Raw genomic sequence first — 25,378 nt, forward strand, 5'->3', positions numbered from 1 at the left:
AGCAATGATTAGCTTGCGGTCTTATAGAGCCACTTATTTGTGCTTGAAAGGTGATTCTTACACTGGTTAATATACTGATTTAAGCTGAGAAGAGCAGTCTACGACTCACCCCACCGTGCTTTGTAGTATATCTTCGCCCCTCAGCTTAATGATAACAAAGTGGTGAAAACCGCACACTATTTTTTCATTACTATTTGTGCCGCCGGCGGTAGCGGCGGAATGGAGGTTAATATGTCTTTTCGCAAAATAGTTATTGGGTATGACAGTTCGGAATACAGCAAGAAAGCTCTTGATACCGGCCTGGTTATGGCCCAAAAGCTGGGCTCCTCGCTGGTGGTAGTGACGGTGTTGAGAAATCCGGAATTCAGCGCGACCATAGATGAAATAGACGAGTCTTTCACCCACGCGGAAAAACAGGTTCGACCGTGGCTTGACGAATTGAAAAAAGTATACTCGGCTCAAGGAGTAGAGATTGAGACCGCTATTTTAAGAGGACATCCTGCGGAAAGCATCGTCAAATTTGCAGCGGAGTGCAAGGCGGATTTGATCATCGTGGGGACTCGCGGCATTGGCGGGTTTAAAAGTCTGGTCATTGGTAGTGTGGCCCAAAAAGTGGTCAGTTACTCGAAAATACCGGTGTTGGTCGTCAAATGATTTGAAAGAAAGGAGTGAGCCGGTTGGATTCCTTTGCCGATATAAAGGAATTGCTGAAACAACCGTATTGCCCGGTCTGCTTTTATATAAACGAGTCTTTGGACAGGCAGTTTCGCTGGCTTTTCATTGAATACCGCTCTTCAGCCCCCTTTATTAAGAGGCTGGCCGAAGGCGGCTTGTGCCCGGTTCACTCCTGGCAAATAATTAACGGGCCGCATGGTAAGGAGATGTCGTTCGCCTACAGGGCTGTAATAAAACATTATGGGAACGTGTTGAGGCACTTAAAAGATAATATTGGAAAGAGTATAAGCGAACAAAAGGGGATTAAACGGTTTTTTTCGTTTTTATTTCCAGATAAAAAAGAAGATCTAATAAAGAAACAAAAACGCAGCTGCCCATTTTGTGATTCCCGAAAAATTTCGGGCGAATATATCATAGACAGGTTGATCAAAAGCCTGGACGATGAGGAGAACGTGCGCCTGTACAGAAAATCGCCGGGACTTTGCCGCAGCCACCTCTTTGAAGCCCTGGAAGCCTGTGACCACAGCAAGAAAATGGTCCTGCTGGGGGCGGCAATAAAAAATATCGAAGAAATCAGCGCCGATTTAGACGAGTATTTCCGGAAAACGGATTACCGATACAGCCACGAGCCCAAGGGTAAAGAACAAGAAGCCTGGTTGAAGGCAATGTTGATGTATGATGGTTATATGGAGATTGGAAAGAAATTTGGACAGTGTTGAATATTTTATCAGAAGTAGTATAATAGGCTTTGAAAACTCCGTTAGGTGAGGTTACTATACAAAAAGATGCTACTACCCTGAAACATCGAGAGATGCCAAAGGGTCAGCAGGCAACATCGGCTTAAGGTGTTACCTAATGTAGCTGGGGGAAACCCTACGTTGTATAGTGCTAAAGCTTTTACGAGGGGGAAAAGACGGTCATTACACCTTTTTTCCTCACCCGCTAACGGAGTGGGGATTTTATGTTTTAGGGAGGTGATTTATATGGACCCTGGGCCTGATCGAACTACACAAAAAATCAAATACCGGCGAGGTCCGCTGCATATAAATCGCCAATTGCGGCGAACCTCCTAATATTAGGAGGGAGAATCATGCTAAAAATCTACAAAAGTGGAAACGAAGACGAAATATTTGAAGTCCGGAACTTTGAAAAAGGAACGTGGATTAATCTGGTCAACCCTTCCGAAGAGGAAATAAATATCGTCTCGGCGCATACGGGCATTTACAATGAATTCATCAGATACCCGCTTGACGAAGAAGAACGACCCCATATCGAATTTGAGGATAACCAGCTGTTGATACTGATCAACGTTCCGGTGATCCGGCATAGAGACGTTATTTACGAAACCATCCCTCTGGGGATAATTGTAACGGATGACCATATTGTTACTGCCTGCCTGGAGGAAGTCGAAATAATAAAAGATTTTTATTCAAGAAGAATAAAGGGCTTTGCCACGAATAAAAGGACGCGCTTTGTCTTCCAGATCCTGTTTAAAAATTCCGCCATGTACCTGAAATACTTGAGGGAAATTGACAAAAAGACGGATGAAATAGAACTGGAATTGCACAAGTCAATGAAAAACAGGGAACTGATCAAGCTTCTCAACCTGGAAAAAAGCCTTGTCTATTTTACGACCTCGCTGCGGTCAAATGAAATAGTTATGGAAAAGCTGCTGCGGGGTAAGCTGATCAAGATGTACGAAGAAGATCAAGACCTCCTTGAAGATGTTATCATCGAAAACAAGCAAGCGATTGAGATGGCCAACATATACAGCAATATTCTCAGCGGCATGATGGACGCTTTTGCTTCAATTATTTCAAATAACTTAAACATAGTCATGAAGTTTCTTGCGGCGGTGACGATTGTCCTTGCCCTGCCCACGATGGTGGCCAGTTTTTTCGGCATGAACGTGGATTTGCCGTTTCAACAGTCTCCGTATGGTTTTGCCATTATTGTAGCGTTTTCTGTCGTTTTAAGCGGCACGGCAATTGTTTATCTTGTTAAAAGGGATATGTTCTAACTCCAAGGCTGATAGAGTAAAAGCGGCACGATACCGGTCTTAAAACGGCAGGCGCGCAGTGTTAAGGATTCTGATTTGAATCCTTTTTTTCTTTATTAAGCGGGATCTTTGGTTTGCAAAATTACCTATAACAATTTATAATAATTTACAACTGACAAGACAGATGACAAGACAGCCGGATGTGGGGGTATTATGGATACAAAACAGCTGGCGGGAGAAATAAAGCGACTGAAGAAGCAAAGAAAAGCGGTGATCCTCGCTCACCTTTACCAGGTCGAGGAGGTCCAGGAAACAGCGGATTATACGGGCGATTCGTTGGAACTGAGCAGGAAGGCGGCTGAAACGGATGCTGAGACAATTGTGTTCTGCGGCGTGAGGTTTATGGCGGAGACAGCCAAGATACTTTCCCCAGATAAAACGGTTTTGCTGCCGGTTATGGACGCGTATTGCCCGCTGGCCGGCATGATCACCGCGGAAGACGTCGCCAGGCTGAAAGAAGAGAACCCCGGGGCGGCGGTGGTATGCTACATCAATTCTCCGGCCGAGGTTAAAGCGGTCAGCGATTATTGCTGCACTTCTTCCAACGCGGTTGGCATTGTCCGTAACATACCGGAAAAGGAGGTGATTTTTGTCCCGGATGCGAACCTGGGCAGGTTTGCGGCCCAACACGCGCCGAGAAAAAGGATTATCCTGTGGGAAGGCGTTTGTTATGTTCACCACGGCATCACGGAAGAAGACGTGGATGAGGTAAGGCGTGAACACCCCGAAGCCCTCATCCTGGTCCATCCGGAATGCCGGCCGGAGGTTTTGGCGAAAGCGGATTTTGTGGGAAGCACTTCCCGCATTTTGAAATATGCCAAGGAAAGCAGCGCGGAGAATTTTATTATCGGCACGGAGATGGGAGTATTGTACAGGCTTCGAAAGGAAAATCCTCGAAAGAATTTTTACTTGCTTTCACCCCGCCTGGTTTGTTCAAATATGAAGAAGACGAAGCTTGAAGATGTGTATAAAGCCCTGCGGACAATGGGAAATCAGATCGAGGTGGAGGATAAAACGCGCGAAAAAGCGGTTGCAGCATTGAATAAGATGCTGCAGTTTTCCTGATTTGTATTTCACGACGTGATCATAAGGTGATGTCATGGATAAAAAATGCGATGTGGTCATAATCGGCAGCGGGCTGGCCGGGCTTTATGCAGCCTTGCGGCTTGATGGGTCCTTAAAGGTGGTCGTTTTGACGAAAGACCGGAAGGAAGAGTCCAACTCATACCTTGCGCAAGGAGGGATTGCCGTTACTCTTGACAAAGAAAACGACAGCCGAAAACTCCATTTTCACGATACGCTCCGCGCCGGCGCGGGCGCCTGCAATCTCTGTGCTTTGCGCATACTGGTGAACGAGGCGGAAAAAAACATCACTATTTTGCAAAGGATGGGCGTAGACTTTGACCGGGAAAACGGCAGACTGTCCCTGGCCACCGAAGGCGGTCACAGCAGGGCGAGAATCGTTCACGCCGGTGGCGACGCCACCGGTAAGGGCATCATGGAAACGCTGTTTAAGAATGCCCGGCAAAGGCCGAATATTGAAATAAAAGAATACAGCTTCTGCCTGGACTTTTTACTGAAAAACAGCCGGTGTATTGGTGCCGCAGCCCTGGAGGAAAACGGCTTGACGAACTATTATGCGCGGTCTGTTGTCCTGGCGGCGGGTGGTATCGGGATGGTCTACGGGGTTACCACCAACTCTTTCACCATTACGGGCGATGCGGTGGCCATGGCCGCAAGGGCGGGAGCGGAAATAGCCGGGATGGAATTCGTCCAGTTCCATCCCACGGTTTTCCATAACAAGGAGCAGAGGAGGTTTTTGATTTCGGAAGCCGTAAGAGGTGAGGGCGCTGTCCTGAGGAACATCAACGGCGAAAGGTTTATGCCCAGGTATGACGAACGGCAGGAACTGGCGCCCAGGGACGTTGTTTCCCGGGCAATAACCCGGGAGATGAAAAGAACGGGTGCGGAACACGTTTTCCTTGACCTGACCCACTTGAACAGCGAACACATATTCAAGCGGTTCCCGCATATATCAGCAAAATGCAGGGAATACGGCCTCGATTTATCGAGGGATATGATCCCGGTTTCTCCCGCCCAGCATTATTTGATGGGCGGCGTTAAGACCGACACGTGGGGCCGGACAAGCGTCCCCGGGCTGTACGCCTGCGGCGAGGCGGCCTGCACAGGCGTGCACGGGGCCAACCGCCTGGCCTCTAATTCTTTGCTGGAAGCCCTGGTCTTTGCCGGCAGGGTTGCCCGGGCGATCAACGACAGCATTGAAGGGATCGAAGCCGTTGCTGCCGGTGGCGAAACGGGTAGAAAGGCAGGACATTGCCAGGCAAAGCGGTGCGATGTCTCAGAAGAAAAAAAGAGCATCCAGGCGGCCATGCGGCAATATGCGGGGATAATCAGGGACCGGGAGGGGTTGCAAAGGTGCTTGGCGGAGCTGGCCAAGACAGAAAAAAGCCTTCAGGGAAAAAGTTGTCTTAACAAAGAGTTCATGGAATGCTTGAACATGTTGACCGTTGCCCGGCTGGTTGTCCGCCAGGCGATGCAGCGGCCCAAAAGCATTGGCGCGCATTATTTAAGCGAGGGAAGGGGCGATTTTGAGGATGAACTGGTTGATAATAGATAGAAAAATCAGGGAGTGGCTGGAAGAAGACATGAACAACGGCGATGTGACCACCGATTTTTTAATCGATGAGGATGCCGTTTCCGCAGCAAGATTAATTGCCAGGGAAAGCGGCGTGGCAGCGGGGCTGGAGGTTATGAAGAGGGTCTTTCAAATCCTTGATGGCGGCATTGTCGTCGACAGCCTGAAAAAAGACGGCGAGCGGATGGGAAAAGGAAAGGTCCTGGCTGTTGTTCAAGGCAAGACCAGGAGCATCCTGCAGGGCGAACGGCTGGCCCTGAATATTCTGCAACGGATGTCGGGCATTGCCACCGAAACCGCCAAATACGTGGAGCTGTTGCGAGGGTTGAACACAAAGCTGGTGGATACCAGAAAGACGACGCCGGGATTGAGGATTTTGGAGAAGTACGCGGTGCGGGTTGGCGGCGGATGTAACCACCGCTTCAATTTGTCCGAGGCCGTGCTGGTTAAGGACAATCATATCAAAGCCAGCGGCGGCATTAAGGAAGCCGTCTGGAAGATTAAGAAAGCGGTTTCCCATACCATGAAAATAGAGGTGGAGGTGGAAACGCTGGAACAGCTGGAAGAGGCGGTAAGCTCGGGAGCGGATATTGTCTTGCTGGACAATATGGATGTCGCGACGATGAAAGAAGCGGTTCGGCGGAACAAAGGCAGGGCGATCCTCGAGGCTTCGGGTGGCATCAGCCTGGCCAATGTTCGTCAGGTGGCGGAAACCGGCGTCGATATCATTTCCGTAGGAGCGATAACCCATTCGGCTAAAGCCTTGGACATTAGCCTGAAGTTTTGTTAAACGGATTACTCGTGCCTTAAGGCCACGATCGGGTCAAGGTTGGCCGCTTTATAGGCCGGGTAAACCCCGAAGAAGAGGCCGACCGCCAAGGCGAAAAGGAAGGAAACAAAAACAGCGGCAAAGGAAATGACAGTGGTCCATTTGGCCAGGTAAGACACGGCCTTGGAAACACCTATCCCAAAAAAGACTCCTAAAATCCCGCCGCTCACGCTCAAAAATACCGACTCGACCAGAAACTGCCACATGATGTTTTTGCGCTTGGCGCCCAGGGCTTTGCGGATGCCGATTTCCCGCGTCCGTTCAGTGACTGAAACCAGCATGATGTTCATGATGCCGATCCCGCCCACCAGGAGGGAGATGCCGGCTATGGCGCCAAGCATGATGGTAAAGGTGCGGGTGGTCGTGTTAATGGTTTCCAACAGTTCGTCCTGGCTGGTCACTCTGACCGTGTTTTCCCTCTTGAATTTCTGGTTGAAAATAGAAGTGATGTGCGCCACGGCCAGGGCAGCCTTATCGGCGCTGGCCGCTTTCAGGTAAATGGAGTTAACCTGGGTGGAACCGGTGATCCGCTGAGCGACCGTAACTGGTATCAGGATGGTGTCGTCGCTGTCTCTCCCCATGCTGGAACCTTTTGCCGCCAGCACTCCGACCACCAGGAAAGACTTGCCCTTGATCATGATTTTTTCTCCCAGCGGCGATTTTCCCGAGAAGAGTTCTTTGACCACCGTCTGGCCGACTACCGCCACCAGTTCCCTGTTGGACACCTCATCCCGGGTAAAAAGCCGGCCTGAGGCAATGCCGGCGGACCTGATCACCGTATAGTCCTCGGTAACGCCCTGCACGGAGGTGTCGTAGGTTTGATTGGACCACTTGGCCGTTACCGAAAACGAAACATAAGGCATGGCGTTGGTGACGCTGGGAACCCGTTCCAGCAGTTCCTGGGCGTCGTCCAGGCTCAGCCTGGTTCCCCTCATCGGGGAGACGATGATCATGTTCGAGCCCATGTTGGAAATCCTGTCCGAGACATCTTTCGAGGCGCCCTGGCCGATGGAGATCATGGCGATAACCGCCCCAACCCCGAAGATGATGCCCAGCGCGGTCAGCAGGGATCGAAGCTTGTTGCCGCGCATCGCGGCAAAAGCCATTTTCAGCACTTCCAGGAAACTCATAGGTTCACCACCCCGCCGGCCGGATGCGTTTTCAATGGAGAGGGCTGACCTGTCCTTTCGTCGCTTTGCATCACGCCGTCTTTAAAACGGATGACCCTTTTGGTCTGCAAGGCGACCTGTTCGTCATGGGTGACGAGAATGATGGTGATGCCTTCCATGTTCAGTTTTCGGAAGATGCCCATAACTTCGGAGCCGGAACGGCTGTCCAGGTTGCCCGTCGGTTCATCGGCCAGGATCAGGAGCGGGTTGCCGGCCAGGGCCCTGGCAATGGCCACTCTCTGCTGTTGCCCGCCTGACAGCTCCGACGGCAGGTGATGGATGCGCTCGTGCAAGCCGACGGCTTCCAAAGCCTCCTTGGCTTTGCGGATGCGTTCTCCGGCGGGCAGCCCGCGGTAGATCAAGGGCAGGGCCACGTTTTCCAGGGCGTTCAGTCTGGGGAGGAGGTTGAAACTCTGAAAGATAAACCCGATGTATTGGTTGCGGATCAAGGCCAGTTCGTCATCGCTTTTCGCGCCGACATCTTCGCCGGCCAGGCAATAGGTGCCCTTCGTTGGCCGGTCAAGGCAGCCTAAAATGTTCATGAAGGTTGATTTCCCCGAGCCGGACGGCCCCATGACCGCGATGTACTCGCCCTTTTCCACGGCCAGGTTGATGCCCTGCAGGGCGGTTACCGTGTTGGGGCCTATCGAGTATTCCTTGTAAAGGTCTTTGACCTGCAGCATCTTCGTTCACGTCCCTTTCTACTTCTTAGTGGTGGTGGAGCGCTGCTGCCCGGGTGCGCCGCCCATGCCGCCCGGACCGCCCATATCCGGCGGCGGACCGGCCTGTTGGGTGGTGGAGGTGCTGGAAACTTTGGCGATGATGACCTGCTCTCCCTCCTCCAGGCCGCTGGTGATTTCCACCCACCTGCCGGTGTTGACGCCGGTTTTCACGGGCTTGGTTATTGCCTGGCCGTTTTCCAGCACCTGGACCGAACTGGCGCCGTTGCTGGTTACCAAGGCTTCCGACGGGATGCGCAGCACGTTTTCTTTTTTCTCCAGGGAGATGGTCGCCGTGGCCGACATGCCGCCCTTGATGCCTTCGACATAGCCCACCTCCAGGGTCACGGTGTAGGTTGTCACCCCGTCGCTGGTGGTGCCCTCCTGGGCAATCCCGATCACTTTGCCGGTGGCGACGGCGTCCGGCAGGGCATCGATTTTAACTGAGGACTCCTGCCCGAATTTTATTTTGTTTATGTCCAGCTCGTCCACTTGTATTTCAAGGTAGTTCTTTTCAAAGTTGCAAACCACCAGAAGTTCTTGGCCGGCGCTGGAGGTGTCTTCGCCCAGCTCGTCGCCTGGGCTGACCGCTATGCTGGTCACCACCCCGTCGATAGGAGCGATCACGTTCAGGCTCTCCAATTTTTTGTTCGCCGCCAGCACTTTCTGGTAATTCTGTTCCACTTTCAGTTCCTGCGCCTTTATCGTGTCCTGATCCGGATGGAGCAGGAGCCGCAGTTCCTCTTCGGCGTTAGCCAGCTGGTTTTCCGCTTCTTTCACCTGGCGGGCATACTCGTCGTTGGCCAGGCGCATGATCGGTTCGCCTTTTAAGATCCTGTCCCCCGGTTTATGGTAGATTTCCGCCACCGTGCCGCTCACTTCGGTGACTATGTCCTCGGACTGGGCGTAGCGAAGATAACCTGAAGCAGACTTGAAGATAAAAATGTCCTGGTCCGGATCCCTTGCTATTATCACAATGCTATATGCTTTCATGCCCTCGCGCAGGTACTCGTCCGGGTCGTCGATCTCAATTATCGTTTCAAAGGTCCCGCTGGAAGAATCGCCCACGAAAGCGACTTCCCTGACATGGCCTTTGTATGTCCTGTTGAGGCCTGATACGTTTATGTTGGCCTCTTTTCCAGGGCTTATCACCAGAACGTCCTCGGAGGAAAAGTCGGCTACCATCTCGATCACGTCAGTGGTGGCGAAGGTTGCCGCCGTTACACCGGAATTCACTCTCTGTCCCAACAGCAGTTTGGTTTCCAGGAGAGTGCCGTCAAAAGGCGCCTTGATCGTCAGCTTTTCTTGCTGTTCTTTTTTGTCTTCCAAGGACAGCCTGTACTGCTCCACTTTTAATTCCGCCGCCCGCCGCTCATAATTGGTTTCGGAAGGGGGACTGTACATTTCCTCCAGATCGCTTTGGGCGATTTCCCATTCCAGGGCGGCCTGCTTGGCAGCGGAGTCAAGCTCGTTGTTTTTCACACGCATGAGAAGCTGGCCTTTTTTTACTTGTTCTCCTTCCGTCACCAGAACTTCTGTGACTGTGCCGCCGGCCCACGTTTTTAGGGCGTAACGTTCGGCAGGTCTCAAAGTGCCGGTGCCGTCAATGCTGTACTCGATGGTGCCGCGCTGTACTGTTGCCGTGGCGAAGTTTGCGGCAGCCGCGCCAGCCTTGCTGCTTTTATAAACGAACAAAAAGGAAGCAAGCAAGACGGCAGTTGCGGCGGCAGCGGCAATTATCAGCCTTTTTCTTGACCACCGGCCAGGCTTCAGACGGTTTATGATCCTGATCACATGCATCTCTCCCCGCAAGTAAAGTAGAGTATTGACGAGTTTTTGCCTCTTTTTGGCAAGTTTACACTACCAATATAGCCTTCCAATTTCACAGCAATTTGTTTGGAGTGTTACAGGAATAAAAACTTTTGGTTACAGTATTGTCAACAATGCGGCCGGTCGATGGACATAAAATTCGAAAAGTGTTATAAAATGAGTGAGAGATATTGCGGTCAGAGGGATGTTGTCTTGTGGAAAAGAAAACCGTGCTGGTAGTGGACGATGAATTCAAGATACGGGTATTGCTAAGGGACTTCCTGGAAAAGGAAGGTTTCAATGTGGTTGAAGCAGAGAACGGCAAACAGGCTCTCCACATTTTTCAGTCTTTGAACAAGGTTGACCTTGTTTTGCTCGATGTAATGCTGCCCTGCTATGACGGCTGGACAGTATGCAGGGAGATCAGGAAAAGGTCCAACGTGCCGGTGATTATGCTTACCGCCAGGAGCGAAGAGTTTGACGAGGTGCACGGCTTTGAGATCGGCGCGGACGATTACGTGGTCAAACCGGTGAAACTCACGGCTTTGATTGCGAGGGTTCATGCCTTGTTTCGCCGGATAGAGAAGCACAGGGACGAAAAAAAACGGCTGGTTTCAGGCGGGTTAGAAATTGACGACGCCTCGCATGTGGTTACTGTGGACAAAAAAGAAATAATTTTAAGTCCCAAGGAATATGCGCTATTGTACATCCTGGTCGAAAAGAAGGGGCGGGTCGTTTCCCGCGAAGAGTTGATGAACCAGGTTTGGGGGTATGAGTATTACGGAGGGCTTAGGACCGTGGATACCCATATCAACAGGCTGAGAATGAAACTGGGAAAAAAGGGGAACGCCATCACCACCATCCGCGGTTTTGGCTACCGTTTTGAGGGATAGGTTATGAGCATGTCCATCCGCCTCAAACTGTTTTTGTACATGACGGCCGGCATATTGCTTTTTGCCGCCCTGTTGTACGGCTTCAACATCTTCTTTATTGAGAGGTATTACACCAATCATAAGAAAGAGGCGCTGATCGAGGTCAGGCAAGAGTTGAGCCGGTTGACAGAGGGAAAGACCAGGCATGAAGATTTCGAAGACGAGGACCTTGTTTTTGCCTTGGAAAAGATCGGCAAGAGCAGGGGAATAGCCATCAGCATCGGCACGCTGGATGGCGACATTTATTACCCCTTCCCGCATGAGTTTGGTGGTTTCCCCAAAAAAGCGGGCGACAACAACCCCTTTTTTGTCATCGACAGGAGTGGAGACGGGCCGCCAAAACCGGCGCAGAAGTCTCCGGCGCCTCCCCCCAATGGCATTAAAAGCTGGGAGGTGCGCCCGGATAATTCGTTCTTCATCATCACCAAGGACCCGAGATTAATGATTGACACCCTGAGATACCAAGCGGAGCTGGACAACGGGCTTATACTGCTTCTGTGGGTGCCGATGGCGGAAATCGCGGAAAGCGCAGCCATATCCAACAACTTTACCGCCCTCATTGCGGTGCTTACCGTTTTCGTGACCGGGATATGGGCGCTGTTCATCTCCGAAAAGTTTACCCGGCCGATAAAACAGATGAACAGGATCACCAGGAAGATGTCGGAGCTTGATTTTTCAGAGACGCTGCAGGTTGCCGGCCAAGACGAGATCAGCCAGCTCTCGCAAAGCATTAACAACCTCTCCTGCAAGCTGGACAAGGCCATCCGAGAACTGGATCAAAAGAACAAGCAGCTGGAACAGGACATCGACCGCGAAAGAAAGCTGGACAGAATGAGGCGCGAATTCATTTCCAGCGTCTCGCACGAGCTGAAAACACCCCTCTTTTTGATTCAAGGATACGCGGAGGGGCTGAGGAGCAATATCGCCCACGATGAAGACAAAAGAAATTTCTACTGCGACGTCATTATGGACGAGGCGAATAAAATGGACATCCTAGTTAAGGACCTCCTGGATTTATCAATGATGGAATCCGGCATGTTTTCAATCAAGAGGGTTGATTTTGACCTTGCGCTGCTGGTGAAAGACGTGCTCAAAAAACTCGAACCCTCCTTTGCGGAAAAGGGCATCAGTTTGGAAACGCAGGCGCCGGAAAGCTTGATGGTTAACGCCGATCCGGTGCGGACCGAACAAGTCTTGGTAAATTATCTCAACAATGCGATAAACCATGCGGGCGGCAGAAAAATCGTCAGGATAAGCATAAGCGGGGTTAACGGCAAAGCCAGGATTTCGGTGTACAATACCGGCGCCCGCATTCCCGCTGAGTCCCTGGACAAGATCTGGACCGGCTTTTATAAGGTTGACAAGGCGCGGACGAGAAAAAGCGGCGGGATGGGTTTGGGATTATCCATTGTGAAGGCCATCCAGGAAGCCCACCGGAACGAATACGGGGTCAACAACGTGAAAGAAGGCGTCGAGTTCTGGTTTGATGTCGATTTGGCAGGTTGAAAGTTGATAACCTGTTTTTTTATGTCACCTAACAGTGCTGGCGCATAAATAAAAGAAGTCACCCAAGACGTTGGTTGACACAACAACCGTGCGGGTTGTATTATTTTATTAAAGCGCTGAATTGCTAATATAATACCAATATAATGAATCCGGTTTTAATAATAACAACTCTTGATGGGGATTTTTGTTGCATTATTAAGAGAGAGCAAGCGGGCAGGCTCCCGTAGGCGTGGAGTGTGCCTGTTTTATGTGGTGAAAGACGGATTAAGCAGCAACAAGCAAGATGGGAGGAGATGTTAATGTATATTCCGGTCTATAGGCTTAAGGAGATGGCCAAACAGGACTACGAACGCATCATGAAACGCAGCGAGACGGAGACCGCCGATATACTGCCCGCCGTGGAAAAGGTCATCAATGAAGTCAGGGCGCGCGGCGACGCTGCGCTGGTGGAGTATACCAAGCAGTTTGAAGGCATCGACATCACAAAGGACCAGGTGCAGGTTTCGGCCAGGGAAATCAAGGACGCCTATGACAAGGTTGACCAGGATACGGTTGAGGCCATTGAGACGCTTGCCGGCAACGTCAAGAGATTCCATGCCGCCCAGCTCCCGCAAAAGATGTGGTCCATGGAAATCTCCCCCGGGCTGGTGGCCGGGCAGGTTCTGATCCCCCTGGAAAAAGTGGGTTGTTACGTGCCGGGCGGCCGCGGATGGTTCCCCTCGGCCGTGATGATGTCCGTACTGCCGGCCAAGGTGGCCGGGGTGTCCCAGGTTGTGGTCTGTACCCCTTCGACACCCGACGGCTCCGTGCCTGCAGGTACCCTCATCGCCTGCGACATCTGCGGCGCAGACGCCGTTTTCCGCATCGGCGGCAGCCAGGCTGTAGCGGCTATGGCCTATGGGACCGAGACGGTGCCCAAGGTTGACAAGATAGTGGGACCGGGCAGCAAGTGGGTCCTGGCAGCCTTTAAACTCCTTTACGGGCAGGTGGAAATCGGCACCCACGCCGGTCCTGGCGAAGGGCTTATCGTGGCCGACGAGTCGGCTGACCCGGAATTTGCCGCCGCCGACATCTGCATCCAGGCGGAACACGGTCTTGATTCTTCTGGCGTCCTGGTCACCCATGTTCCGGAACTGGCTTACGAGGTTCAGAAACGCATCGGCCGCCACATCGAACGGCTCAGCGATTACCGCCGGGACTTCGTGGTGGAGTCCCTGCGCAAGTACGGGGCCATTATCCTAACCGATTCCCTGGAGGAATCCCTTGCTTATGCCAATGAATATGCGGTGGAGCACCTGGAACTAATGACCAAAGACCCCCTCCACGACATGCAGAAAGTCAAGAATGCCGGCGGCATCTACCTGGGTCACTACACCCCCCTCTCTACAGGCTGTTTCGGCTCCGGGCCAAACCATGTGCTGCCCACCGGCCGTAAAGCAACCGTCTCCGGGGGCTTAAAGACCCTGGATTTCGTCAAGCACGTTACCTTTGAATATTTTTCCAAAGAAGGTTTGACCAATCTCAAGGACGCCATGGTCAAACTGGCCGACTACGAAGGCTTCCCCGCCCATGGAAACGCCATCCTGGAGCGGTTTGCCAGGGATTGACGGGAAAGCAATATGGACGGGAATCAGAGCTAAGGAGCTGCAGCATAAAATGAACGCCGCAAAAAGGGGAGCGCATGACCTGTTGCAGGGAGAACAGCCCAAGCGGGAAGTCATCCTGCAACTGAAAAACATAACCAAAATCTATCCGGGCACCGTGGCCTTGCAAAAGGTCAACCTGGAGGTAATGCGGGGCGAGGTTCACGGCATCATCGGCAAGAACGGCGCCGGCAAATCCACGTTGGTAGGCATCATCTCCGGGATGGTTGCCTCCTCCGGCGGAGAGATTTTGATTAAAGGGCGCAAACTGGCCCATCTTTCAAGGCTGGACGCCAAGCGGGAACGGATTGCCATTGTGCCTCAGGAACCCCAGGTGATCAGCGATTTCACAGTCGCGGAAAACCTCTTCCTGGGCGACTATCCACACCAGGGGCCATTGGTCAACTGGCCGGAAATGTTCCGCCGCGCCGAGGACATCTTGCGGCGGACGGGGCTAAATATCAACGCCCGGGCCAAGGCGGGGGAGCTGTCCATTAGTGAGCAGCAGCTCCTTTTGCTGGCGAAAGCCTGCGGCGTGGAACAAGCCGACATCATCATTCTGGACGAGGCCTCGGCCTCCCTTTCCCATGATGATGAGAGCGTTTTTTTCTCCCTCCTTGGGGAGCAAAAAAGGATGGGCAAGACCATTATCCTCATTTCCCACCGCACCGATGAAATACTTAAGGTCTGCAACCGGGTCACCGTGATCCGTGACGGGCGCTCGGTCAAGACCATATCCTGTGAGGGATTGGACAGGCAGCAGCTTTCCGCCCTGATAGTAGGAGATGAGTCCGGCCGGGAGCAACATGTTATGGCCGGGAGTTCGCGGGCTCAGGCGGGGGGCGAGGTTGTCCTGAAGGTGGAAGGGTTCACCCGCGCAGGCTGTTTTGAGAATGTCCATTTTGCTTTAAAGAAAGGGGAAGTCGTGGGGCTGGCCGGTTTGCGGGGCAGCGGCCGCACGGAACTCTTCAAAAGCATAGTGGGCATTGACCCCCACGATGCGGGCACACTTGAGATCGCCGGCTGCAAATGCACGGTGGCCTCGCCCTCGCAGGCCCTGGAACGGGGCATTGTTTACTTGCCGGAAGACAGGGAGAAGGAAGGACTGGTTGCCGGTTTGAGCGTGCGGGAAAACCTGGTTCTTAATTCCCTTGCCCAGATTAGCAAGGCCACGCTTATTGACCGGAAAAAGGAAGACAGCCTGGTTTCACGCCTGATAAAAACACTTGGGATTGTGACCGCCGCCCCGGCACAGGAAGTAGGCCAGTTGAGCGGAGGCAACAAGCAGAAGGTGGTGGTAGGCAGGATTTCGGCCTTCGGACCGTTGGTTTACCTGTTGGACGAACCCACCCGGGGTATCGACATCGCCACCAAGGACAGCATCCTGCGCACCATTCGCGAAAAACTGGCCGCCCAGGCCGGCGTTGTCATAACCTCGCCCGGCCTCGATGACCTCCTGCTTATCTGTGACCGCATCCTTGTCCTGTATAAAGGCAGGATTGTCGCCGGGTTTGAGCGTGCGGAGTTCAACGAGGGGCAGATTTTTATGGCCATGCAGGGCGAATTGGCCCAATCGTCCCATACCGGCGCAACAGCCAATTGAATTATTGAGGGTGAACGGCATGTCAAAAAAGCTGAAAATCGAATTGTTTTTATTGGAAAACCTGATCTGGGTCCTGGTCGCGTTTTTTTTCCTGTTCAACGCCATCGTCACTCCCAACTTCGCCACAACCCGCAACATCATCAATATACTGTACCATTCGTCGATCATGAGCATGCTGGTCCTGGGCGAAGGACTGATCCTGATCATCGGGAACCTGGATTTATCCCTTGAATCCATCCTGGCCTTTGCGCCCGGGATGGCCATGCTCCTGGCAGTCAAGTGGTTTCCGGGCGCCTTTGGGCCTGTGGCCTGCATCCTCATTACCCTGCTGGTTGGGGCTTTGATAGGGCTGTTTAACGGCATCCTGATATCCCGGGTTCAGGTCAATCCCTTCTTGCAGACGCTTTCCATGCTGATAATGTTGCGGGGACTGGTCCTCTTTTTGGTCCCGTTTTCCATCTTCCCGCTGCCAGAGACTTACGCCTATTTAGGGCAGGGCTGGGTTTTCGATAAAATCCCCGCCGCTATTCTGGCGGTTTTTGTCATCTATCTTGGCTTCCATCTCGTGCTCCAGTACACCACCTTCGGGCGCAAGTACATGGCGACGGGAGGCAACCCAAAGGCCAGTTTCGTCTCCGGGATTAACACCTCCCGCATGGTAATTATCGCTTTTGTTTTGAGCGGGTTATTGGCAGCCGTGGCCGGGCTGCTGGCAGCCGGCCGGCAGGGTTCCGTCAATAACTCCATGGGGACCGGGATGGTCATGCTGGCCTTCGCCGGCGCCATCCTGGGCGGCGCCAGCCTGGAAGGCGGCAAAGGCACGCCTGTCGGCATGCTGGGCGGGGCTATCCTGCTGGGGATGATTTCCAACTCCCTGACGCTGCTCGGGGTGCAGGCCACGCTGGTCTATGCGACCCAGGGCGCCTTGATATTCCTGGCCATCATCATTGACCGTCTGCGAATTTACATACGCAACCGCCTGCTTCACCAGGAGCAGCTGCGCAAACTGGCCCTGGAGCAGCGTGAAGACGAAGGGGGTGCGGCGCCTCCCGTCTCCGGCTGACCTGCCGTGCCCGGTCGCCTGAGTTATACCGCAAAGTGCATATTTTTCCGGCAAACCGTGTTTGCTCCGTTCTTTTAACTGGTTACAGACAAATAAATTATCAAGGAGGCATTCTATTATGGTGAAGAAAAACATCCTGCCTGTATTTATCGTTGCGCTGGCGGTTGCCCTCTTTGCTGGCTGCGCTCAAAAGCCTGCCGAGAAAAAGGCCGAGACACAGGCGGAAAAACCCATGACCATCGGAATGGTCATCAAAGACCCGACGGCGCCCTATGAAGTGGCCTTTGCCGAAGGAGCCAAGGCCAAGGCCAAGGAATTGGGCATTACCGTTGACATCAAGGACGGCCAGGCCGACTCCCTGAAAATCATGGAACTGATGGACAACTACATTACACAGAAGGTAGATGGTTTCATCATGGCTGGGGCTGTTGACCTTAAAGCCATCGTGCCCGGCGTCAAGAAACTGAACGAAGCCAAGATCCCTATCATGGCGCTGGATACCTCCCCGGAAGGCGGTAAGGTAGACCTTTTCATTTCCTTTGACATTGAACAGGCCAGCAAGAAGGCCACCGAAGCATTTGTACAGGGTATCAAGGACCGCAACGGCGGCCAGGTGCCCAACGGCGTAGTCATCGAAATCACCGGCGCCCTGGAAGACATGTTCACCCGGGCCTGCAACAAGGGTTTCCAGGCAGTCATCAGCCAGTATCCCCAGCTCAAGGTGGTACAGGGTGAGGGCAAATGGGACAATACCATCTCCCATGAACGGGCCAGCGACCTCCTGACACGTTACGGCAAAGAAGTCCTGGGGATTTACGTACATACTCCTGACATCATGGCCCCGGGTGTAGTTACTGCTATTGAATCCCACAAGCTCGATCCCAAAGATTTCGGTATCGCCGGGATCTGCATCGGACCGGAAGGTATTGACCTGATAAAACAGGGTAAAATGCTGGCGGCTGTCGAACAGCCTGCCTACGATTCTGCCGTTTTGGCTGTCCAGTATCTATATGACCTGAAGAAAGGCAAACCCATTCCCCAAATCGGTGACACGGTGAAACAGGACGGCGCAATCTGGTCCCCGGCTACGGTGGTCAAGAATCCCTGGGCTGAAGAAGGCGGTTATATGATCCTGCAGGGTCCCCTGGTCCCCACGGAAGTGAAAGTGGACGACCCGCGCCTGTGGGAAAACAAGCTGAGCAGCTTCTGGAAGAAATAATATGAAAAAGACCGCACACATCCTGTGGCGGTCTTTTTGCATTAACACTAGCAATATTAACAGCAGCTTACCGTAATACCATTTTATACTAATGCCCCTGAATCCTTTAGGACTTTTAGTGCTTGATGGTGAAGGGACTCATCGACTACTATCGTTAAAAGGATGTCATGTCCTGAAACAACGTCATTTCCTCCATCGCTCATACCGCTTGCACTAACACTGGCATCCAATAATACTCTGGAATCAGGGCCTGTCTCTTCAAGTCCCAGGGTTAATCCGGCCAGGCTTTCTGTTTGTCCAGTAAGGGGATTCATAAAACGATTAATCCCGTCACCTGGATAACTTTGATAACGATCAATTTGAATTTCTTCGATACCTAACTCTTGTAAAGTCTTAGCAGCCCTTTGGGCCAGTTCAGGACTTTTAAAAAAAGCCAAGATGTTTTTTTCAGACATATTAGAAGAATCCTCCCTCAGACAACATAAGAATAGTCATCATTATTCTCTGCCTTTAGGAAGGGATTATTCATCTTTAGACTAGCAAGTTGGTTACTAAAGGATTTGTTTCGGCTAAAGCAATCATGCATGCCAATGTGCTTCTTTCTGCTGACGAAACCATCAGCAACCCCAAACTCAGTGAAAAGGAAATTGCTGAACAGTACCACGTTAATCCTCAAACTGTCCATGCGATTCGAAAATGTTATGCCATACAAGGACTTTCAGCAGCTATTATCCGAAAAAACGCGTGAAACCGCAGGTGCCGCCCAAGATTAAAGGAGAGGTGGGGGCCAGGTACTAAGTCCGGCAATAGAATTAAGTGGACTAAGTATTATCTAAAGTACTCTCCAATTCTTCAGGCTATACGGACCAGTATAGCCATTTTATTTTATTGGTATAGTATTAAAAACAGGAGGAGAGATAAAGTCTGAAACTATGCCCGCGGGTGATATTACCTAAAAAAGGGTATAGCAAACAAACCATCCATGGGACGGTTTTTGAAAATTTAATAAGGATAACTTTGAATTACTATCAACCTTTAATTACTGAGTACCCGTGTCTTTGAGCTATTAAAATAGCTTGCTCTACAGTGATATTGCGAGTCTGCGGCATAATTTCCGCCTTTTTGTATAGTTCGGGATTGTAAGGTTCCCCTTTTTTCAGGATGTGATATATAGCAGTAAGCAACATTCGAGCAACCGCTATAATAGCACGCTTATGACCACGTCGCTTTTTAATAGATAAATAGCGGCCTTTGATTTCAGGGTGTTTATCACTTTTAACAATCGCGTTCGCGCATTGGACTAAAAGAGGTTTGATATAAACACCGGCACGGGAAATGCGAACAGAAAGTTTCTTGCCCGCACTCTCGTTGTTTTGAGGAGTCACCCCTGCCCAGGAACACAAGTGTTTGGCTGAGGAGAACGCAGACATATCAACACCGATTTCTGAGATTATAGCGATGGCAGAAAAAAGATTTTTGATACCTGGTACAGTCGACACTAAAGAAAGTTCCCTGGCATAGGGCTCTGAAAGCGAAAGAATTAAGGATTCAAGATTGGACTTGCACTTTTCCAATCCGTCGTAATGCTGAAGGATAATATTCATTTTTTGCTGTTGTTCGGGTGTAATCATTCCGTCTAAAGCAAGGCGGATCTTATCCACCTTATCCAGCATGGATGGGTGAAGAAGAGGAACAAAATCGAAATCCTTATCATCAGGATTTTCAAGCAAGTAGTCAATGATTCTCATTGAACTCTTACCGAAAGTATCAGATACCACGTTGGCAAGCTGGATATTTGATACAGTAAGACAATTTTGAATCCGGTTCTTCTCGCTGGAACAAAAGTTTGTGAGCTTAAAACGGTAACGCATCAAGTCACGCAATTGACGAATTGGAAGGGGGGGCATAAAGCTTCCGGCAACGAGGTCGTGCTTAAACAGGTCAGCAATCCACTTGGCATCCTTTTTATCGGTTTTCTTGCCGCGAATCGCCTTTACGTACTTTGGGTGGGCCAGGGTAATTTTACAGGTAGCTTCCAAAATATTGTACACAGGTATCCAGTACTTACCAGTAGATTCCATGCAAACTTGTGTACAGGAATTAGAGAAAAGCCACTCCGAGAGCTTTCGCAAATCGTTGGTGAAGGTAGAAAAGCGTCTGGACTTGTAAGTGGTAACCCCTTTGTCATTGGTAATGGCAATACAGGCAACAAGAAACTTTTTGTGGACATCAATTCCACAACAGATGGGGTAAACGATTTTTAACATGAATGTCTCCCTTCGCAAAAAAAATTATTGAGAAAAGCAGGCATTGACTGATTGTCCAGCTATAAACGAGTTGTTTATACAAAGATAAGTCTTCGTGCTCAGGTGGCACACTTATTTGTGCTTGATAGGACAACCTACACATATAATAATGCGGTCTACTCCCAAAGGAGCAGCGCACTCACCTCCACGTGATTTGTAGTTGCCTGTAATCTCAACAAGATAGTTTTAAAATAAAAAAAGCTCAAGGGCAACGGTTTCATGCCGTTTTGTGCCTTGAGCGAAGCGAAAGGAATGGGTAATAATGATGAATAAATATCCCAGTTATCTGACACATCTTGATGGAGAAGGCCTGCGACAAAAGGCACAAGTGCTTATGTCCTGCTTAGAGGATTGCACCGTTTGCCCACATCACTGCCACGTCAACCGACATAAAGGTGAACTGGGCTATTGTCACGCGGGTTGGGATGCAGAAATCAGCGGTTATGGACCACATTTCGGAGAAGAGCCCCCGCTAGTGGGTAGTTATGGGTCAGGTACCATCTTTTTTAGCCACTGTAATTTGGGGTGTGTGTATTGCCAAAACTGGGACACCAGTCGCCGGCACGGCCAGGAGGCAACTCCGGAGGAACTGGCGGACATCATGCTCGCTCTGCAACGCCAGGGCTGCCACAATATCAATCTCGTATCCCCATCGCACTATGTCCCGCAGATTGTAGCCGCCCTGGCGGCGGCAGCCGGCAGGGGCCTGCGGATACCCCTGGTATACAATTGCGGGGGATACGACGAAAAGGCTACTCTGGAACAAATCGATGGGCTGGTGGACATTTACATGCCGGATTTCAAGTACGCCGACCCGGAAGTGGGGAAGAAGCTGTCCGGCGTCGACTCTTATCCTGAAATTGCGAAAACCGCCATAAAAGAAATGCACCGCCAGGTGGGCGATCTGGCGGTGGATAAGCGGGGAATCGCCAAGCGCGGCCTGATCGTCCGTCACCTGGTTTTGCCGGGTGGTTTGGCGGGGACTGCGGAGGTGCTTGATTTCATCGCCAGGGAAATATCGCCTCGTTCCTATGTCAACATTATGGACCAGTATTACCCTGCCCACAAAGCAAAAGACCATCCCGAGCTAAACCGGCGGATCACGAAACATGAATACCGGGCAGCACTGATGGCGGCCAAAAAAGCAAGCCCGCATTTCCGGCTGGCTTAATACAAATGGACACGACCCAGGTAGACCCCAGGCGGATTTTTATTGACAAAAGCAGGGGCGCAGAACTAAAATTATTGATGAAAAGTTAATACATGCCAGATTCAAGGTGCCCTTGAGAGAGGGAGAATAGGGAAGCCGGTGAAAGTCCGGCACGGACCCACCACTGTAAGCGGTTACAAATCCCCGGAAAATGCCACTGGGTTGAGCCGGGAAGGCGGGGAGGAGGACAAGCCGCGAGTCAGGAGACCTGCCTTGAATTATTATCGATGGTTGACGAAAGGGGGAAGATTTCGTTGCCTTCACCAGCCGGCGGCTTTAAGATGGGAAAAGTCTCTTAGGAAACTAAGAGACTATGTTTTTTTGGAGAAAAAAGGGGGGGATAAACAGTGCTGAAAAGATTTTCGGCGGTATTAGCGGTATTAATTATCATGCTCGTGTTTTCACTGGCGATGCTGCTTGAAGCAGCATATGCCGCTGAAGCCAACCGTTTTGCTTCAATAGTGGCGGCGGACAGGGATTGTTTGCAGGCGGACGGTTCGGAATTTGTAAAGTTTACGGTATACTTGCTGGACGGGACCAATCAGATTGCCGATAACCAGAAAGTGTTTGTCGCTTCCAGCCGGGGAGGCACAGTCGACAAGTTCTTTGCGGATGACGGCGTCACACCGCTTGCGGCTGCCGGGCAGCCCAATGTTTTCGAGGCGCCTGTCGCTGCGGACGGAAAAGCGGAATTCAAGGTTAAGTCTTCTATAACCGGCACGGCCAAAATTGGAGTCGGCCTGGTCCAACCGGCAGGCGATGCCAGCAGCGTCTACCAGTATCTGGTTGAAAACCCTGCGGCCAACGCTTCTTCGGTGGGCCTCATAAGGGTAATTGAAATACGCTTTGTGGACACCGACATCGCTGAGATCGAAGTTTCCGGAAAGCCTGTTCCCAATGAAGGGACAATAAGCGGGAACGGGACGAAGGGGTCGCCTTACAAGGCGAACACCGGCGGCGCTTCACCGGAAGTGAACGGGAACGGAGTTGATTATTTTGAAGTCGAATTCAAGGTAAAGGGGCATAACGGAGCCCCTATCCCCGGAGTTGAAGTGCAGTTTTCTACGAACTACCCTCAAATAGTCCTGAGCAAAAATTCCGCAACCACAGATGCGGGGGGGATGGCAGCAGTCCGGATTTATGCCCAAAAAAGCGGTACATATGCGGTCAAGGCGGCTGCGGGAGACAAGTCGAAAGAGGTATACTTCAGCTTTGCCAGCAACAACCCGGCAACCTGGGAACTCTCCTCCATGAAAATTGATGACGTGGTCCCCGTAGGAATCGACAAGCCGGACAAGCAGTACCTGAAACTGTACGACAGTGACGGCAGTTTGGTGAACCCGGCCAATTTGCAGATTCAAAACATCATCTCCTTTGAATGGTTAAAGCAGCCCGAGGGTTCAAATCTAGCCAACGACTGGGCATTTGACGGCCTGCTGTCCGGAAAGCTCCAGACTGACCAAAACAGCCCCAATCAACACATGTACTATACTTCCAGCGGCTATGTCGTTGTCGCCCTGCCGAAACTGGACAAAAAAGGCGAGTATGTGTTGAAGATGTGTCTTCTGACCAGCGGCAAATCCCACGAGTTCGTTTTTCAGGCCGGAGATTTCGGGGAAGTGACCAGAATAACGCTTTCTTACAGCAAAGCCTTGCCCCTGGACTCCGTCTCGGTGTATCCCAAGGTGTACCGCTATAATGCCGCGGGTTTGTCTGAATCAGTCAGTTCCAGCGATTTCGGCAGCAAAATTGTTTTTTCCGTAAGCGACATCACCAAACTGAATCCGAACAAAGCGGATTTAAATGCGGCCAAAGGCCGAATCCACACGACGGCTACCAGGGAAAACAAAGGGCCGATAACTGTAACAGCGATTGATACGGTGAACAACAAGGCGGCAACCTGCAACATTGAGATCAACGATCTGCTAAGCGGCATAAAGGTTTGCGATTTGGACGGCAACATCCCTGTAAACAAGGAGACAACGGGGAAAATCAAGCTGTTGGATGTTGAGGGAAAGGAAACATACCCCGGAGACTTAAAATCAGTAAGTTTTGATTATGTAGTAACCCAAAAGCCTGAAGGGGCCAAGGTTTATCTTCGGGAGAGCGAGAGCCTGTTGACCGACCTGGAGGATTACGGCTACGGCAAGTTTGACATTTTTTGCGATAAGCCGGGCGAGGTTACCTTCGCCGTAACGCTTAACATCGAGAAATATAAAAATGACGGGAGCAGCAAAGATAATTTGCGTTTCGTCAAGGAAAAAACAGTGCGCTTTGTATCCCGGGAAAAATATGGAGCTCAGAAGGTCGTGATGTTTATAGGCAATACCAGCTATTATGCGGACGGCAAAGTCAAAACCATGGAGGGGGCGCCGTTTATCCTGGCCAACAGGGTGTATGTCCCGCTGCGGCCGGTTGCCGATGAATTGATGGCGGAAACAGAGTGGGACGAAGAGTCGCAGACCGTAACTTTAAAGAGGGAGGACAGGGTCGTGACCGCAACCATCGGCAGCAGCCTGGTCAAGGTGAGCTACGGGCCGGCTTTCATGGCCGACGGGGTGCCGATGATAATTGACGGCCGCACCTTCATTCCGTTCAGGGTGATTGGGGAAGCCTTCGGGGTAACGGTGGAGCCGTTTCTTGACAGTTCAGACAAGGTGGTGGGCGTTGAATTCAGCCAGTGAAGCAGCCGGCTCTCTCTCCGCTGATGATGGGATGAAGCGTTAAGTCGTCAACAACAGATTTCAAGGGGGGCAAAGTACGCACTATGAGAAGATGGATATCGGTTATCCTGGTGGTCTGCTTGATGTTAAGTCTGTTCTCGTCCGCCGGTTGCATCAGAGACGAAAAGACCGGGCCGCAACAGGTCGCCCCGGGCGCTGAAGCGAGCAGCGGCAGCAAGGGTACCCCGGAAGTGGATGCGGCTGAAGGAAAGCCAGCCGGTGGAGCGATTCAAGGTCAAAAAGAAAATATAGAAAATGTAGGGAAAACCAGTCCGGAAGAAAACAAGATTCAGGATGGACAGGGCGAGGCCTCTGAGACGCCTGGCAAAGAGAAAGAGGCGTCTCCTCCGGCGGGCGGAAGTGGGCAGGAACCAGCCGGATCCCGCGGGAGTGAGTATGTGACTTTTGTGGACAGCCTGGGAGAGACGGTCCGTATTAAGAAGAGGCCGCAGAGAGTGATTTCGCTGTATAACTCCTACACCAATGTATGGTATTCGGCGGGCGGGGAAGTAATTGGCAGGATTGACAGCACTGAGCAATTGACGAAAAAGGCCCTTTCGGCAGAGGTCTGCGGCAGCATGGGCAATCCGAACGTGGAAAAAATACTGTCATTAAGACCGGATCTGGTGCTCTTGTCGGCAGGAATAGGCGGGCAAAAAGCCCTGATCCCCATCTTGAAACAGAACAACATACCATACATGGCCATATCCTATGAGAACCTCCAAGAATACCTGCAGGTCCTTAAAACCATGACTGAAATTACGGAAAGGCCCGACTTGTACGACAGGATAGGCAACAAGCTCCAGCGGGAAGTGAACGAAATACTGGCCAGGGTTCCCAAAGACAAACACCCAACCGTCCTGTTGCTCTTCGGCACGGCTACCAGCTTAAGGGTCAGGCTGCCCAACACCACGGTCGGCTATATGTTGAAGGATTTGGGGACCGTGAATATCGCCCAGGATTCCCGTTTGACCGAAGCCGAAATGCAGGTGTTTAGCATGGAGCGTATCCTGGAAAAGGACCCGGACTTCATTTTCTTGCAAACTATGGGCAGCGACTTGGAAAAGATCAAGGCCCGGGTAGCGGAAGAAACGTCGGCCAATCCGGCCTGGAAAACCTTGAGGGCCGTTAAAGAAGGACGGTACATAGTTTTGCCGAAAGACCTCTATCTTTACAAGCCCAATGAAAGATATGCGGAAGCCTATGAGGGGCTGGCCAGGATACTTTACCCGGAAGTGTTCAAGTAGCCAACTTATT

At 51.4% G+C, this 25,378-nt stretch carries 20 protein-coding genes and 2 riboswitches; of the genes, 15 read left to right on the forward strand and 5 right to left on the reverse strand.

Going from position 1 to position 25,378, the window contains the following annotated elements; all coding sequences use genetic code 11:
* The first annotated feature begins 231 nt into the window (after nucleotides 1-231).
* The 6 genes from NUV48_06290 (at nucleotide 232) to nadC (ending at nucleotide 6,180) form a co-directional block, all read left to right on the forward strand.
* Nucleotides 232-654, forward strand: a complete 423-nt coding sequence (locus NUV48_06290; GenBank protein MCR4441745.1) for a universal stress protein — start codon at nucleotides 232-234, stop codon at nucleotides 652-654.
* 23 nt (nucleotides 655-677) lie between these two features.
* Nucleotides 678-1,394 carry a DUF6062 family protein gene (locus tag NUV48_06295; protein ID MCR4441746.1) on the forward strand — a complete coding sequence of 239 codons (717 nt, stop codon included), beginning with the start codon at nucleotides 678-680 and terminating at the stop codon, nucleotides 1,392-1,394.
* Nucleotides 1,395-1,424: 30 nt separating this feature from the next.
* A riboswitch (M-box (ykoK) riboswitch) is annotated at nucleotides 1,425-1,589 on the forward strand.
* A gap of 176 nt (nucleotides 1,590-1,765) precedes the next feature.
* Nucleotides 1,766-2,695 (forward strand): magnesium transporter CorA family protein, encoded by a 930-nt coding sequence (locus NUV48_06300; protein ID MCR4441747.1) that lies wholly within the window; start codon nucleotides 1,766-1,768, stop codon nucleotides 2,693-2,695.
* Between the two features lie 192 nt (nucleotides 2,696-2,887).
* Complete coding sequence (gene nadA / locus NUV48_06305) at nucleotides 2,888-3,799, forward strand: quinolinate synthase NadA (protein ID MCR4441748.1); 912 nt, start codon at nucleotides 2,888-2,890, stop codon at nucleotides 3,797-3,799.
* Between the two features lie 34 nt (nucleotides 3,800-3,833).
* Nucleotides 3,834-5,372, forward strand: coding sequence for an L-aspartate oxidase (nadB, locus tag NUV48_06310; protein MCR4441749.1), 1,539 nt, complete (start codon nucleotides 3,834-3,836; stop codon nucleotides 5,370-5,372).
* The gene (gene nadC, locus NUV48_06315) at nucleotides 5,350-6,180 is read left to right on the forward strand and encodes a carboxylating nicotinate-nucleotide diphosphorylase (protein MCR4441750.1); all 831 of its coding nucleotides are present in this window, start codon (nucleotides 5,350-5,352) and stop codon (nucleotides 6,178-6,180) included. The genes nadB and nadC overlap by 23 nt, the downstream gene beginning before the upstream one ends.
* A 5-nt stretch (nucleotides 6,181-6,185) precedes the next feature.
* Here the strand turns inward: nadC and NUV48_06320 are convergent, their stop codons facing one another.
* From NUV48_06320 to NUV48_06330, 3 genes are read right to left on the reverse strand one after another with little or no spacing between them, the layout of a single operon-like run.
* A complete protein-coding gene (locus NUV48_06320) occupies nucleotides 6,186-7,349 on the reverse strand; it encodes an ABC transporter permease (protein ID MCR4441751.1) in 1,164 nt (387 codons plus the stop codon).
* Complete coding sequence (locus tag NUV48_06325) at nucleotides 7,346-8,071, reverse strand: ABC transporter ATP-binding protein (protein ID MCR4441752.1); 726 nt, start codon at nucleotides 8,069-8,071, stop codon at nucleotides 7,346-7,348. Before NUV48_06325 ends, NUV48_06320 begins: the two co-directional genes overlap by 4 nt.
* A gap of 18 nt (nucleotides 8,072-8,089) precedes the next feature.
* Entirely contained in the window at nucleotides 8,090-9,901 is a 1,812-nt protein-coding gene (locus NUV48_06330) for an efflux RND transporter periplasmic adaptor subunit (protein MCR4441753.1), read from the reverse strand.
* Nucleotides 9,902-10,131: 230 nt separating this feature from the next.
* Here NUV48_06330 and NUV48_06335 point away from each other — a divergent pair, with 230 nt between their 5' ends.
* The 6 genes from NUV48_06335 to NUV48_06360 all read left to right on the forward strand — a co-directional run bounded on the left by NUV48_06335 (nucleotide 10,132) and on the right by NUV48_06360 (nucleotide 17,882).
* Nucleotides 10,132-10,809, forward strand: a complete 678-nt coding sequence (locus NUV48_06335; protein MCR4441754.1) for a response regulator transcription factor — start codon at nucleotides 10,132-10,134, stop codon at nucleotides 10,807-10,809.
* Nucleotides 10,810-10,812: 3 nt separating this feature from the next.
* On the forward strand, nucleotides 10,813-12,354 hold the full coding sequence (locus tag NUV48_06340) for a HAMP domain-containing histidine kinase (protein ID MCR4441755.1): 1,542 nt from the start codon (nucleotides 10,813-10,815) through the stop codon (nucleotides 12,352-12,354).
* A gap of 299 nt (nucleotides 12,355-12,653) precedes the next feature.
* On the forward strand, nucleotides 12,654-13,961 hold the full coding sequence (hisD, locus tag NUV48_06345; GenBank protein ID MCR4441756.1) for a histidinol dehydrogenase: 1,308 nt from the start codon (nucleotides 12,654-12,656) through the stop codon (nucleotides 13,959-13,961).
* Nucleotides 13,962-14,010: 49 nt separating this feature from the next.
* Nucleotides 14,011-15,600: a sugar ABC transporter ATP-binding protein gene (locus tag NUV48_06350; protein MCR4441757.1), complete on the forward strand. Its 1,590-nt coding sequence runs from the start codon at nucleotides 14,011-14,013 to the stop codon at nucleotides 15,598-15,600.
* 19 nt (nucleotides 15,601-15,619) lie between these two features.
* The gene (locus NUV48_06355) at nucleotides 15,620-16,663 is read left to right on the forward strand and encodes an ABC transporter permease (GenBank protein MCR4441758.1); all 1,044 of its coding nucleotides are present in this window, start codon (nucleotides 15,620-15,622) and stop codon (nucleotides 16,661-16,663) included.
* Nucleotides 16,664-16,781: 118 nt separating this feature from the next.
* Nucleotides 16,782-17,882, forward strand: coding sequence for a sugar ABC transporter substrate-binding protein (locus NUV48_06360; GenBank protein ID MCR4441759.1), 1,101 nt, complete (start codon nucleotides 16,782-16,784; stop codon nucleotides 17,880-17,882).
* Between the two features lie 83 nt (nucleotides 17,883-17,965).
* Here the strand turns inward: NUV48_06360 and NUV48_06365 are convergent, their stop codons facing one another.
* Both NUV48_06365 and NUV48_06370 read right to left on the reverse strand, forming a co-directional pair.
* On the reverse strand, nucleotides 17,966-18,337 hold the full coding sequence (locus NUV48_06365) for a hypothetical protein (GenBank protein MCR4441760.1): 372 nt from the start codon (nucleotides 18,335-18,337) through the stop codon (nucleotides 17,966-17,968).
* Between the two features lie 573 nt (nucleotides 18,338-18,910).
* Nucleotides 18,911-20,149, reverse strand: coding sequence for an IS110 family transposase (locus tag NUV48_06370; GenBank protein MCR4441761.1), 1,239 nt, complete (start codon nucleotides 20,147-20,149; stop codon nucleotides 18,911-18,913).
* A 373-nt stretch (nucleotides 20,150-20,522) separates the two neighbouring features.
* Between NUV48_06370 and NUV48_06375 the strand changes: the two genes are divergently transcribed.
* The 3 genes from NUV48_06375 to NUV48_06385 all read left to right on the forward strand — a co-directional run bounded on the left by NUV48_06375 (nucleotide 20,523) and on the right by NUV48_06385 (nucleotide 25,368).
* Nucleotides 20,523-21,359, forward strand: coding sequence for a radical SAM protein (locus NUV48_06375; GenBank protein ID MCR4441762.1), 837 nt, complete (start codon nucleotides 20,523-20,525; stop codon nucleotides 21,357-21,359).
* An 87-nt stretch (nucleotides 21,360-21,446) separates the two neighbouring features.
* Nucleotides 21,447-21,629: riboswitch (cobalamin riboswitch) on the forward strand.
* 116 nt (nucleotides 21,630-21,745) lie between these two features.
* Entirely contained in the window at nucleotides 21,746-24,082 is a 2,337-nt protein-coding gene (locus NUV48_06380; GenBank protein ID MCR4441763.1) for a stalk domain-containing protein, read from the forward strand.
* A gap of 83 nt (nucleotides 24,083-24,165) precedes the next feature.
* Nucleotides 24,166-25,368 (forward strand): ABC transporter substrate-binding protein, encoded by a 1,203-nt coding sequence (locus NUV48_06385; protein ID MCR4441764.1) that lies wholly within the window; start codon nucleotides 24,166-24,168, stop codon nucleotides 25,366-25,368.
* The last annotated feature ends 10 nt before the right edge of the window (nucleotides 25,369-25,378 follow it).

The sequence above is a fragment of the Peptococcaceae bacterium genome, assembly GCA_024655825.1.
In the GTDB taxonomy this organism is placed as follows: domain Bacteria; phylum Bacillota; class Peptococcia; order DRI-13; family PHAD01; genus JANLFJ01.